A 13,193-nucleotide genomic window follows, 5' to 3' on the forward strand; every position below is an offset into this window, starting at 1 on the left:
ATGGATTACCGTCAGGAAGAAAATAATTACCCAAGGGCCTTTTTAGCAACCGGCATTATACTGGCTTTGCTGATAGGCTTGAGCTATTTTATTGTCTTTCAGCATCCGGCTAAAGAAGAAGACGGCACGGGCGGTATCCTGGTAAATTACGGCACAGTAGATGAAGGCATGGGCGATGACTATATGAGCACCGAGGAGCCATCTGTTGCCGAAAATGCCAACCATACCAAGCCTGATAAAGTAACCCCTGCCCCGCCAACCGAGCAGGTGAACACAACAGACAACAGCAGCAAACAGGTAGTAACTCAAAACACTGAGGATGCGCCTGAAATTGCCAGCAGCAAAAAGCCTACACAATCGGTAAATACACAGCAGCAGCCTACCAAAGAGCCACCTAAGCCTACTATAAACCAAAACGCCCTTTACAAAGGCAAAACCAACAATGGTACAGGCGAGGGAGATGGAACTGGCAACACACCCGGCAACCAGGGCAAAACAACGGGTACGACCTTAACCAACAATTATAACGGTACGGGCTCAGGCAACGGCGGTAACCTTACCGGCATGCCTCAGCGCAACTTTGTAAGCAAACCATCGGTTAGTGATGATAGCCGCCATACAGGAAAAGTGGTGGTTGATATACGCGTAGATAAGGACGGTAACGTAACCTACGCCCGCGGCGGCGCCCGTGGTACTACCATAACCGACCAGGTGCTGATCGAAAAATGTGAAGACGCCGTAAAACGCTCCCGCCTCAACTCTTTAGACAGTGCCCCCGAAATGCAGCAAGGCACTGTAGTATTTGTATTCAGGGTACAGTAAAAGTTTTTTGAATGGCTTACAGCCTAATTTTCCTTTTCAATTTTAGTTGATAGCTTTGCGCCCATGGCAATCCATCATTGCCTACATCTTCCAGAATGAATTACGCAGAAACGCTCAACTATCTGTACAACCAGCTCCCTATGTTTACTCGGGTGGGCACATCGGCATTTAAGAAAGATTTAACCAATACCATAGCCCTTTGCGACCGGCTGGGTAATCCACAGCACCAATTTAAGAGCGTTCATGTAGCGGGAACTAACGGAAAGGGCTCTACATCGCATATATTGGCGGCGGTGTTACAAACTGCCGGATATAAAACCGGATTGTATACCTCACCTCACCTTAAAGATTTCAGAGAACGTATTCGCATCAACGGGCAAATGATCAGCGAAGACGAGGTGGTTGATTTTGTGGCAAAGCACCGGACAGATTTTGAGGAAATTGAACCCTCTTTTTTTGAAATGACTGTAGCCCTGGCCTTCGATGCCTTTGCCCGTCATGAGGTAGATATTGCGGTTATTGAAGTGGGCCTGGGCGGCCGGCTCGATTCAACCAATATTATTACGCCGCTGTTATCCATCATTACCAACATAGGCTGGGACCACATGAACATGCTAGGCAATACCCTGCCCGAAATAGCTGCCGAAAAAGCCGGCATTATTAAACCGGGCATCCCGGTCATCATTGGCGAACACCAGCCCGAAGTAGCACAGGTATTTATTGAAAAGGCGCAAAAAGCAGGAGCCGAATTAATATTCGCATCCGAACAATGGAATGAAGGAAGCATAGAACCGGGCACCAGGAAACGGGAAGCCTTTGAAAATGATAAATATTTATCTGCAAGCTTTAAATCTCTCAACGCTACCCATAATTTACAACTCGACTTAACAGGCAGTTATCAGCTTAAGAATGTGAAGACGGTTCTGTGTGCAGTGCAGGAGTTAAACACACAGGGATTTAATATTGCTGTTAAACATGTAGCCGAAGCTTTACGCCAGGTTAAAATCCTAACCGGTTTACAGGGCCGCTGGCAAACCTTGAGCACCCACCCGCTTACCATTTGCGATACCGGCCATAATCCTGATGGCATATTGGAAGTGCTGAAAAACATTGCAGCCGTACCATACGAGCACTTGCATTTTGTGATAGGCATGGTGAACGATAAGGATATTACCAAGGTATTAAACCTGCTGCCTAAGGATGCCACGTACTACTTTTGCAAACCAGATATTCCTCGCGGGCTTGAGGTGCAGTCTTTGCAACAACAAGCTATGATGGTTGGCTTGCAGGGTAAAACCTACCCAACGGTATCTGAAGCCCTGCAAGCCGCACAACAACAGGCAGGCCCAAAAGATTTGGTTTTTGCAGGCGGCAGCACCTTTGTAGTGGCCGAAATAGTTTGATATATTTACAGCTGATGTTCATGGATAATGGTTTATATTAAAAAGAATATGAACCTAGTATCTACGAACTATAAACCATCAACTACATGACTTATCTACCTTCTTCCAGCCGCTATGAAACTATGCCTTACCGACGCTGCGGCAAAAGCGGCATTAAGTTGCCTGCACTGTCGCTGGGCTTGTGGCACAATTTCGGCGGTGTAGACGTGTTCGAAAATTACCGAAAAATCTTGCACCTGGCGTTTGATAGCGGCATTACACACTTCGATTTGGCCAACAATTATGGTCCGCCGTATGGCTCGGCCGAAGAAAACTTTGGGCTGCTATTAAAAAAGGATTTTGCGGCCTACCGCGATGAGTTGATCATCTCAAGCAAAGCCGGCTATGACATGTGGCCTGGTCCGTATGGCAACTGGGGATCAAAAAAATACCTGGTAGCCAGCTTAGATCAAAGCCTGAAACGCATGGGACTTGACTATGTGGACATTTTTTATCATCACCGCCCTGACCCTGACACACCACTTGAAGAAACGATGATGGCACTTGACTTGATCGTACGGCAGGGCAAGGCTTTGTATGTAGGTATCTCTAATTATAAGGCCGATGAAGCGCAAAAAGCAATTACTATATTGAAGCAGTTGGGCACGCCCTGCCTTATCCACCAGCCTAAATACTCCATGTTTGAGCGCTGGGTAGAGGGCGGCCTGCTAGATGTGCTGGAGCAGGAAGGCGTTGGCTGCATACCGTTTTCACCTCTGGCACAAGGCATGCTTACTGATAAGTATCTACACGGCATACCGCAAGATTCAAGGGCAGCTAAAACCACCGGAAATCTGCAAACTAAGCAATTGACCGATGATAAGCTGGCACAAATTAAACAGCTTAATGAACTGGCCCTGCAACGCAACCAAACACTGGCACAAATGGCACTGGCGTGGTTATTAAAAGACCAGCGCGTTACCTCCGTTCTTATAGGTGCCAGCAGGCCCGAGCAACTGGCTGACTCGCTTCAATGTTTACACAATAGCGTCTTTGCGACCGAAGAGCTCACTCAAATAGAAAACATTTTAAACAATAAACCCTAATGGCGAGCCTTAACTGGGGAATAATAGGCGTTGGCGATGTTACCGAAAAGAAAAGCGGACCGGCATTTAACAAAGTAACGGGCAGTAAACTAGTAGCCGTAATGCGCCGTGATGCCGAAAAAGCTGCCGACTATGCCCAACGCCACGGCGTTGGAAAATGGTTTAGCAATGCGGCCGATCTTTTTAATGATACTGAAGTGAATGCCATCTACATAGCTACGCCGCCTTCATCACACCTGGAGTATGCACTAACCGCTTTAAAAAGAGGCCTACCCGTTTATGTAGAAAAGCCGGTTACGCTAAACGCTGCACAGGCTGAGGAACTGGCTAACGCAGTTCAAAAGCACAATGGAAAGTTGGTGGTTGCCCATTACCGCAGGCAATTGCCTATGTTTTTAAAGGTAAAAGAGCTATTACAACAGCAAGCGATTGGCGAAGTGCGTACTGTACAACTCAGGCTATGGCAAAGCCGCAAACCGGCGTTGGTAACCACAGGAGCACCTAACTGGCGTGTACAACCCGAACTTTCCGGCGGTGGTTATTTTCATGACCTCGCTCCTCATCAGTTAGATTTGATGCTATACTTTTTTGGAAACCCCGCTTACTATCAGGGGTTCGGCTTTAACCAAACCCAAACCAATAAAGCCGATGACCATGTATGTGGCTCCATATTGTTTGAGAACAACGTGGTGGTAAATGGTTCATGGTGCTTTAGTGTGGCCGAGACCGAAAACGTTGACAGTTGCGAGATGATAGGCAGTGAAGGCAAGATCAGCTTCCCTATATTCGGCAATACGGTTACCTTAATAACTGCCGAAGACGAACAGGTAATTGATTTTGTACCCCCAGAAAACATACAGCACCCAATGATTGCCGCCGTAGTAAGCTATCTGAATGGCGAAGGCCCAAATCCCTGCACCATTGATGAGGCGCTAACCCTCATGAAAATCATGGACGCTTTTTCGAGCAAACCCAGCAAATAACACTATCTTTAGTTACCATAAAAAAGACACATAAACCATGAAACAGTTATTCAAATTATTGGCCATAACCGGCTTTATTTTAACTACCATTTCGGCATCGGCACAAACGCCTAAAAAACCAAGACCCAGCCCTGCTGATACCGTTAAAGCTACGACCAAAAGCGGTGTTAACATTACCATTGCTTACAGCCAGCCATCGGTAAAAGGCCGTACCATTGGTACTGATATTGCTCCTTACGGCAAATGGTGGCGTACCGGCGCTAATGAGGTGACTACAATTGAGTTTAGCAAAGATGTAAAAGTGGAAGGCAAAGCACTTGCTGCAGGCAAATACGCCTTATATAGCATTCCTAACGAGAACGAGTGGGTAATTATATTTAATAAAGACATCAAAAACTGGGGTACGGTTTACAAAGAAGAAAACGATGTACTGCGTGTAAATGTTAAACCGGGTAAATCAAGCGGCTTTGTGGAGCAGCTCAAATTTACAGTAGACCCATCGGGCAAAGTAAGCTTGGCCTGGGGCGATAAATTAGTTGCCTTTACAGTGAAATAAGGCTATCAGTCAATACTCATTAAAAGAAAAGCCCCGGCACAAACCCGGGGCTTTTCTTTTAATGTCTTTTACAAAACTGTATTATTTTGAAGATTTCTTGGGCACTTTCGCACCGTCTTTACGTGCTTCCGAAAGGCCAATGGCTACTGCTTGTTTAGGATTGGTTACCTTTTTGTCGCTCTTGCCGCTCTTCAGCTTGCCTTCCTTCATTTCGTGCAGGGCCTCGCCAACTTTCTCCTGTGCTTTTTCTGAATATTTTGCCATGGTACTCAATTTTAAGTGGATACTTCCATAAGTACAATTAAGACAGAGATTGGTTTATTTATTATGAGCTACCGTCTCCAGTTCATCCAAATTTATGGAATTAATCAGGTGCAAATGCTCGGTTATCTTTTCGGCGCTCCAGTTCCACCAAGCTATACCGAGCAAGCGTTCAACAGTATCTTCGTTAAAACGCATCCGGATCACTTGGGCAGGGTTGCCACCTACAATGGCATAATCCGGCACATCCCTGGTCACTACACTTTTACTGGCTATTACAGCGCCGTTGCCTACTTTAATACCCGGCATCAGCGTAGCATCATGTCCTATCCACACATCATTACCAATCACTGTGTTGCCTTTGTTAGGGTATTTTTCAGTCAGATCAACACCTTCATTTATCTTTTGCCACCCATTTCCAAATATGCCGAAGGGAAAAGTAGATATAGGCGTAATTTCATGATTAGCGCCATTCATAATAAACTTTGCACCACAGGCAATGGCACAAAATTTACCGATGATAAGCTTATCGCCTATAAAATCAAAGTGGTATAATACGTTCTTTTCAAAATTGTAGGGATCGAGCGTATCATCGTAATAGGTATAGTCGCCCACCTCGATATTGGGATGCGTAATAATATTTTTTAGAAAAACGAGATGAGGATAATTTTCTAAAGGGTGTATCTTATGCGGGTTAGGACCTTTTAAAAGCATAACAGTTAATTTAAATGGTACCAGAAAATGTTAACCGGGAATTACCGACCTGCAATCTTAAAGGGGCTGAAGATGAGAAGCAATAACGTGTGCAGCAGGTCGATTATATTACCATTGGTAAAGTTGCCTTATGCTTAAGGCCTTACAAAATTAGATATTTATTGTTAAAGCAAACAACATATTACGCCTAATTTTAACGCGTCATGAATTACATCTCTGAAACTGATTTGATATTAAATGCCGATGGCAGCGCCTACCACCTTAATATTTTACCTGAGGATGTTGCCGACATTGTGATTACGGTTGGCGACCAGGACCGGGTGGCCGAAATAAGTAAGCATTTCGATAACATAGAACTAAGAAAAGGTAAGCGCGAATTTACTACACATACGGGCTACATTGGCCAAAAACGCATCACCGTTGTATCTACCGGTATAGGCACTGATAATATTGATATTGTACTGAATGAATTAGATGCCCTGGTAAACATTGATTTTAATACCCGTACGGTGAACGAAAAGTTACGCAGCCTTAATATTATCCGCATAGGTACATCGGGTGCTGTGCAGGCCGATGTTGCTGTGGATAGCCTGCTGGTATCGGCCGCGGCTATAGGATTGGACCCGCTGATGCATTATTATGAGCACAGCCTTAGTAAGCAGGAAGCGGAGATACTGACTGCATTTAACAACAGCTTACCGGCGCATTTTAAACTACGCCCTTATGTTGCCACGGCCAGTGCCGAGTTAATAAGTGCCCTCGCTACCGGTTTACCGCAAGGCATTACCATTACCGCACCGGGCTTTTACACACCACAAGGACGGCAAGTGCGCGCTAAGTCTTCTACACCCAATTTGCTCAACCTTATCAGCGATTTTAGCATACACCAGCAACCCATCACCAATCTTGAAATGGAAACAGCGGGTATATACGGTTTAGGGGCCAACCTGGATCATAAGGCCATATCGTTCAACATTATTCTGGCCAACCGGGTCACACATCAATTCAGCAGGCAGCCACTTAAAATTATGGACAAACACATACGTGAGGTGCTTAACCGCATCACAAGTGCTTTATAATTTTTAGTTACAACTTCGTTTCAAAACCAAAAGCCACGAGTCATGTTAACCCTTTGATCCATATTACGCGACACCAGCCAGCCCATGATAGTTAAAAATACGCCTCTGCCCTTTTATGCCAAACTTGCCTTTATACTCATTGGTATCATGGCGCTCGGCTTTTTGATTATCCTGGGTAAAGAACTCCTCGACCCTCTGATGTTCGGCTTTCTGTTTGCCATACTTTTGCTGCCATTGGCTAACTTTTTTGAGCGCCGTATAAAATTACCCCGCAGCATGGCAGCTTTTCTGTCTATATTATTAATGGTAACTTTCTTAGGCGGTATTATATACCTGGTGGGCACACAAATATCTAACCTGGCTAATGATTGGCCGCAGCTTAAAGAACAGGTAAGTAAATCACTGGTTGATCTGCAGGTATGGATCCAAAAGACCTTTCATGTAAATGCGGAAAAACAAATGCTGTATGTGAATGACACCACCGATAAGATTGTGGCTTCGGGCACTACCGTATTGGGCACAACGTTTGGTGCATTATCATCTCTGCTCCTGTTTTATCTGTTTATCATCATTTTTACCTTCCTGATTCTTTTTTACAGGCGTTTGCTTTTCCGCTTTGTACTTTATGTATTCGATGAAGAGTCGACACCTGTAGTGCAGGCTGTGGTAGAAAACATACAAAGCATTCTCCGCAAATATATCCTCGGCTTGTTGCTGGAAATGGTGATTGTAGCCACTATATCTTGCATCGCTTTTTGGATTATTGGGGTGAAATATGCTATTCTTTTGGGCATCATTACTGGCATATTTAATATTATACCCTATGTTGGCATATTTTCGGCACTCGTGTTGAGTTCCCTCATCACCTTTGCTACGGGCGCCATCAGTAAAGCGCTGGTGGTGGCGCTGGTGGTTATTGCTATCCATGCGGTCGACTCGAACGTGATCCTGCCTATGGTAGTGGGTTCCAAAGTACGTTTAAATGCCCTGATTACCTTTATAGGTATTATACTAGGCGAAATGCTTTGGGGATTATCAGGCATGTTCCTGTCTATCCCGGTGATTGCCATATGCAAGATCATATTTGATCACATTACTGGCTTACGGCCATGGGGATACTTACTAGGCGGCGATTATGAATATAAGCGTGAAGCGCAGGAAGAAATGAAAACGGAGTAGCTTCGACTACTCCAACACTTGTTCGTCTTTGGCCGGTGCGGTAGATATTAAACGGGCTACAAACATGGTATCGGCCTTGTGCTCATATCCCTTTAGTACCTGCATTTCTTCGAGCTTAAGGCCCAACTCCTTTACCATAAAATCCACAGCGTCCTCGTTCTCGGCTTTAAAGGCTGAGCAAGTAATGTAAATAAGCGGTTTTCCGCCCTTCAGGTACTTTACTACGTTGCGGGCTATGCTCTGCTGCAAACGCTGAAAAAACTCAATACGGTGGCCGTTAAACTGCGTAATGAGTTCCGGCGTACGCCCCCAGGTTCCCGATCCGGTGCAGGGCGCGTCCAGTATAATGCCATCGAAGGCATAATTATGCATGATATAGTCGGCATTTTGTGTCAGGTCGAGTATCTTCTTTTGATACTTCATCAGCCCCGCCTGCCTGAAACGTTCGTCCAAATTAGCCAGTATCGATTCGCGAATGTCTGACACTACCAGCTTCAAATTTACTTCCTGCTCATGCAGCAGTAATGACTTACCACCCGATGCAGCACAGGCATCCCACCAGTTCTCCCACTTTTGCGGCTTAAAGTAACGTGCCGTTTGCTGCGATGAGTAGTCCTGCACATCAAACCAGTATTGGTTTGGAAATAAGGTTTCTAATTTTGTACCATTGGGCAGGGTAAGGCAATTATTGCCTTCATCTTTAAAAATAACCTCTGCTTTGCTTAGTATGGCTTTCACCTGCTGCTCAAAGCCTTTGCGTACACGTATAAACAGATCGGGCTGTATAAAAAACGACTTCAAGAAAGCCTCTTTATCTATCCCTGCCGATAATTGGTCATGCCAGGGGTAAATGTCTTCAAGCTTGAAATCAGGATACGCCGCTTTTACCATTTTTAACTTTTCATCCACCTCAAAATGTACGCAGGCGGCCCACTCAGGCTTAAAATGCTGCAAAAAAGAGTTGATTTGGATATTGCATAAAAACTCGGCAACCATCAGGCGATCCTCAGCCGGTAAGCCGTGCAAGGCATTACCCAGCCGAAAATAATTATACACCAGCCTGCTTGCCACACGCCGGTCTGTTGAGCCCATCTGCTTGTTTTGCCTGAAAAAGCCAGGTAAAAATTTACTAAGCTGGGTGTTCTCTGGAAACTCGGCTAATATGCGCTGAAATGTTTTGAGCTGATTGAGGGCTTTCATTCTACTTTCCTTAACTCGAAGTTTACATATTTCAGCACACTTACATGAGTGTTTACCCAACCCAGGCCTGGCTTTTTTATAAATTGAAAGTCATTATGCAGGGCCGTAAACTTATGCTGGTTCAACCGGGTCATTTCATTCCCATCCTGCCCTAGTATTTCACCAAAGTACATTCCTTCGTCAAACCCTTTGTAAGCATAAGCAGTGGGCTCACTAGCAAAGGTTTTACGATAAGCTTTGATAAAATTAATGGTAGCTGCCGACCGGTAATTTACCCTATCAGCCGAAGTTATGTGCGTTTTGATACGTTGCAACAAGTCTGCCTTTAAAAAGGTGGCTTTTTCCCAATTAGGGTGGCCAATTACCGTAACCGGATAATGCCGCGAGAGCGTATCCAACGACCGCAGAGTGACCGACAGAAACGATTGATTAACCGATGCCACAATAAAAACGTTCTCTACTTTGTTATTCAGTTGGGGCAATAAAGCAGTAAGGCTACCATGCGATACAGTAAAGTTAATCACTTGTATCTTCCGCTTACTAGCGGTGTCAATCGTTTTTTTAAAAGGGTCGATGTATTTGTTATCTGCACTGAAGCCCGACCGCAGGATAAATATTTTACGGGGCCTGAGCTTATTGTTTACATACAACGCGGCCGACCGAGCATGATACTCCAGCGGTGGGTTGATGGTTATGAGGTTAGCGCTTCCAAACTCATCGGGCGACGCCGGCGACAGCGGCGATAACAAAGGCTTGTTCAAAGCGGCCGGCTTACCGATGAAAGACTTGATACCTTCCGGAAACACGGGGCCTACAATTAACTGACTGCCACGCACATTTGGATTACCCGCCAGACTGTGCGTGTAAGCAGGCTCATCCTTGGTGTCAAAAACCTGCAGTTTGTAGTTATAACCGCGGCTGGTAAGCGAGTCGAGCGCGAGTTTAAAGCCCTGATAATATTCGATGGCAATGTTCGCTTTCTTTAAATCGGCGGCACGGTAACCTCTCACCGAACCCAAATTATCTAAGCTGAATGGCAATAGCAAAGCAACGGTTGATGTTTTGGCAGACGCAGGCGTAACTAGCGGCTTAACAGGCGTTGCCGCAACCGGTGGTACTGCGGGCTGCGTTGTAACCGGCGCAGGCTTGCGTGCTGGCGTTTTGGTTACCGGATTTACCTTGGGCGAGCAAGCGCTTACCCAAAGTAAGGCCAGCAGCCAGAGAGCCTTATTCCCACTCAATGGTAGCCGGTGGTTTTGAACTAATGTCATATACAACCCGGTTTATTCCTTTCACGTTGTTAATAATCTCATTTGATATCTTAGCAAGCAGCTCATATGGTAAGTGGCACCAGTCGGCCGTCATGCCATCCAAGGATTCCACGGCGCGTAAGCAAACTACGTTCTCGTAGGTTCGCTCATCGCCCATTACACCCACCGATTGTACCGGCAAATAAATAGCGCCCGCCTGCCAAACCTTATCGTAAACACCAGCCTGGCGCAAATTGTTGATATAAATTGCATCTGCCTGTTGTAATATAGCCACCTTTTCAGGTGTTACTTCGCCCAGTATACGGATAGCTAAACCAGGCCCTGGGAATGGATGACGACCTAAAATTTTATCATCAATGCCTAACGTTTTCCCTACGCGTCTTACTTCATCTTTAAATAAAGTGTTTAGGGGTTCCACTACCTTTAGCTTCATAAAGTCGGGCAAGCCGCCTACGTTGTGATGCGATTTAATGGTAGCCGATGGGCCGTTAACCGATACGGATTCAATTACGTCGGGGTAAATAGTACCCTGGCCCAACCATTTTACGTCTTGTACTTCATGGGCAGCGTCATCAAACACTTCAATAAATACACGGCCAATCGCCTTACGTTTCTTTTCAGGGTCGCTTAAGCCTTCCAGTGCATCATAAAAACGCTGTTTAGCATCAATGCCCTTTACGTTTAAGCCCATGTCTTTGTAAGAGTCAAGCACCGATTCAAATTCATCTTTGCGCAGCAACCCATTGTCAACAAAAATACAGTACAGGTTTTTGCCTATTGCCTGATGCAGTAGCACAGCCGCTACTGATGAATCTACACCGCCCGAAAGGCCTAAAACTACTTTATCATTGCCCAGCTTCTCTTTTAAAGCGGCAACGGTGGTTTCTACAAATGATTCTGAAGTCCACTCCTGGTGGCAACCGCAAATATCAACCAAAAAGTTTTGCAGCAGTTGCTTGCCATCTAAACTATGGGTAACCTCCGGGTGAAATTGTATGGCGTAAGTTTGTGTGTCTTTTATTTGATAAGCGGCTACCTCAACGGTATCGGTACTGGCAATAATCTCAAAATTATCGGCAAGGCTGGTAATGGTATCGCCGTGCGACATCCAAACCTGTGAGTTAGCCGGAACATTTTTGAACAGCCGGTTGGATTGATTAATGTATTGCAGGTTGGCCCGCCCATACTCGCGGGTGTTTGAGGCTTGTACTTCGCCACCGTTATGCTGCGCTAAATACTGTGCGCCATAGCATACACCCAATATAGGCATTTCGCCATGGTAAGGCGCAAAGTCAAACTGCGGCGCATCTTCCTGACGAACTGAATATGGGCTGCCGGAAAGGATGATACCTTTTACAGTGCTGTCAACTTCAGGAAAATGATTGAAAGGGTGGATTTCGCAATAAATGTTAAGCTCTCTGACACGGCGGGCTATTAGCTGGGTAAACTGGGAGCCGAAATCGAGAATAAGAATTTTTTCAGGCATGGGCAAAGATAGTTTTTAGATGTGAGATTTGAGATAAGAGATTTAAGATAAGACCGCAGTAGTCGCAGTTACGCACATAATTTGTATGAAATTGCCAGATAATTTGAATTACTTTGCAGCTTATAGCACTTATGAAACTAAGCAAATTTTTAGCTAAGCTGGTTATCAGATTGGTATTTATCCTGCTTCTGGCGGCTGGTTTTGGCATTATGCAAAATACCGGTAAACTACAACAACTAGGTTATATTAATCTACTTCAATGGCAACTGATATTCCCGGTGTTGTTACTTGGTGGCTTTGTGGGATTGATGATTACTGCGGCCGTTAAAAAGTTTAACGTTCAGGAGCTAAACTGGCTTTTAGTGGTTAACGCCGTAATGGTTATTGCTTATGGTGTGGCTGTGTTTATACAAATTAATAAGGTTATCAAGTAAGGTACAATAATCACCTACAGGTACCAATCCGCCTTTACCATTGCTCTTAAACTCAAGTAAGGATTTGATAGAGCACCCTTATCTGGCAACTGGCAATCAAAAGTTTCACTTAGATACGTTCTGTACAATCAATTACTGCCTACAACCCACTGTTGCTTCTGAACAGCTTGATAGCAATGGCCAGCAATATGATGCCAAAAGCTTTACGCAGTACGCCCAAGCCGGTTTTACCCAGCATTTTTTCCAGCAACTGCACGTTTTTCAATACCACATATACAATTATGGTATTTAGTGTAATGCCTACAATGATGTTAGCGGTAGCGTATTGAGATTTTAACGAAAGCAGCGTAGTCATGGTGCCGGCACCGGCAATAAGGGGGAATGCCAGCGGTACGATGGAAACGGTAGATGCTATGTGCTCGTCTTCCTTAAAAAAGGTAATGCCCAGTATCATCTCCATAGCGATAATAAAAATGACCAACGAACCGGCAATGGCAAAAGACGATATATCGAGCCCAATAATTTTAAGCAGTTCCTCCCCTACGAACAGGAATACGATCATCAAAATTAATACTGTGAAAGAGGCCTTTTCAGATTCGATATGGCCTGCACGCTGGCGCAGATCGATGATGATAGGGATAGCTCCCAGAATATCAATAATGGCAAACAGAATCATGGTTACAGATAGTATTTGCCGCGGATCGAACGTATTGAACATGG

Annotated in this window: 14 protein-coding genes; 8 read left to right on the plus strand and 6 right to left on the minus strand. The window is 45.0% G+C overall.

Annotation, left to right across the window (positions count from 1 at the left end; translation table 11 throughout):
- The 5 genes from ABDD94_RS16660 (at nt 1) to ABDD94_RS16680 (ending at nt 4,849) form a co-directional block, all read left to right on the plus strand.
- Nucleotides 1–822, plus strand: a complete 822-nt coding sequence (locus tag ABDD94_RS16660; RefSeq protein ID WP_345953197.1) for an energy transducer TonB — start codon at nt 1–3, stop codon at nt 820–822.
- Nucleotides 823–917: 95 nt separating this feature from the next.
- The gene (locus tag ABDD94_RS16665) at nt 918–2,225 is read left to right on the plus strand and encodes a folylpolyglutamate synthase/dihydrofolate synthase family protein (protein ID WP_345953198.1); all 1,308 of its coding nucleotides are present in this window, start codon (nt 918–920) and stop codon (nt 2,223–2,225) included.
- A gap of 86 nt (nt 2,226–2,311) precedes the next feature.
- Entirely contained in the window at nt 2,312–3,310 is a 999-nt protein-coding gene (gene mgrA / locus ABDD94_RS16670) for an L-glyceraldehyde 3-phosphate reductase (RefSeq protein WP_345953199.1), read from the plus strand.
- On the plus strand, nt 3,310–4,293 hold the full coding sequence (locus tag ABDD94_RS16675; RefSeq protein WP_345953200.1) for a Gfo/Idh/MocA family oxidoreductase: 984 nt from the start codon (nt 3,310–3,312) through the stop codon (nt 4,291–4,293). The genes mgrA and ABDD94_RS16675 overlap by 1 nt, the downstream gene beginning before the upstream one ends.
- Before the next feature lie 37 nt (nt 4,294–4,330).
- Entirely contained in the window at nt 4,331–4,849 is a 519-nt protein-coding gene (locus tag ABDD94_RS16680; protein ID WP_345953201.1) for a DUF2911 domain-containing protein, read from the plus strand.
- Between the two features lie 81 nt (nt 4,850–4,930).
- Here the strand turns inward: ABDD94_RS16680 and ABDD94_RS16685 are convergent, their stop codons facing one another.
- Both ABDD94_RS16685 and ABDD94_RS16690 read right to left on the minus strand, forming a co-directional pair.
- Nucleotides 4,931–5,113: a DUF6496 domain-containing protein gene (locus ABDD94_RS16685; protein WP_345953202.1), complete on the minus strand. Its 183-nt coding sequence runs from the start codon at nt 5,111–5,113 to the stop codon at nt 4,931–4,933.
- Nucleotides 5,114–5,167: 54 nt separating this feature from the next.
- A complete protein-coding gene (locus ABDD94_RS16690) occupies nt 5,168–5,824 on the minus strand; it encodes a CatB-related O-acetyltransferase (protein ID WP_345953203.1) in 657 nt (218 codons plus the stop codon).
- A gap of 203 nt (nt 5,825–6,027) precedes the next feature.
- Here ABDD94_RS16690 and ABDD94_RS16695 point away from each other — a divergent pair, with 203 nt between their 5' ends.
- Both ABDD94_RS16695 and ABDD94_RS16700 read left to right on the plus strand, forming a co-directional pair.
- On the plus strand, nt 6,028–6,903 hold the full coding sequence (locus tag ABDD94_RS16695; RefSeq protein WP_345953204.1) for a nucleoside phosphorylase: 876 nt from the start codon (nt 6,028–6,030) through the stop codon (nt 6,901–6,903).
- Between the two features lie 84 nt (nt 6,904–6,987).
- Complete coding sequence (locus tag ABDD94_RS16700) at nt 6,988–8,082, plus strand: AI-2E family transporter (RefSeq protein ID WP_345953205.1); 1,095 nt, start codon at nt 6,988–6,990, stop codon at nt 8,080–8,082.
- Between the two features lie 6 nt (nt 8,083–8,088).
- On the opposite strand, the gene ABDD94_RS16705 is transcribed toward ABDD94_RS16700, so the two are convergent.
- From ABDD94_RS16705 to guaA, 3 genes are read right to left on the minus strand one after another with little or no spacing between them, the layout of a single operon-like run.
- Nucleotides 8,089–9,282, minus strand: a complete 1,194-nt coding sequence (locus ABDD94_RS16705) for an RsmB/NOP family class I SAM-dependent RNA methyltransferase (RefSeq protein ID WP_345953206.1) — start codon at nt 9,280–9,282, stop codon at nt 8,089–8,091.
- Nucleotides 9,279–10,553, minus strand: a complete 1,275-nt coding sequence (locus tag ABDD94_RS16710; protein ID WP_345953207.1) for a hypothetical protein — start codon at nt 10,551–10,553, stop codon at nt 9,279–9,281. The genes ABDD94_RS16705 and ABDD94_RS16710 overlap by 4 nt, the downstream gene beginning before the upstream one ends.
- The gene (gene guaA, locus ABDD94_RS16715; RefSeq protein ID WP_345953208.1) at nt 10,510–12,039 is read right to left on the minus strand and encodes a glutamine-hydrolyzing GMP synthase; all 1,530 of its coding nucleotides are present in this window, start codon (nt 12,037–12,039) and stop codon (nt 10,510–10,512) included. The genes ABDD94_RS16710 and guaA overlap by 44 nt, the downstream gene beginning before the upstream one ends.
- Nucleotides 12,040–12,170: 131 nt before the next feature.
- Between guaA and ABDD94_RS16720 the strand changes: the two genes are divergently transcribed.
- Entirely contained in the window at nt 12,171–12,473 is a 303-nt protein-coding gene (locus ABDD94_RS16720) for a hypothetical protein (RefSeq protein ID WP_345950955.1), read from the plus strand.
- A gap of 139 nt (nt 12,474–12,612) precedes the next feature.
- On the opposite strand, the gene ABDD94_RS16725 is transcribed toward ABDD94_RS16720, so the two are convergent.
- Entirely contained in the window at nt 12,613–13,191 is a 579-nt protein-coding gene (locus ABDD94_RS16725) for a MarC family protein (protein WP_345950954.1), read from the minus strand.
- Between the last annotated feature and the right edge of the window lie 2 nt (nt 13,192–13,193).

Source organism: Mucilaginibacter sp. PAMB04168 (genome assembly GCF_039634365.2).
Taxonomy (GTDB): Bacteria; Bacteroidota; Bacteroidia; order Sphingobacteriales; family Sphingobacteriaceae; genus Mucilaginibacter.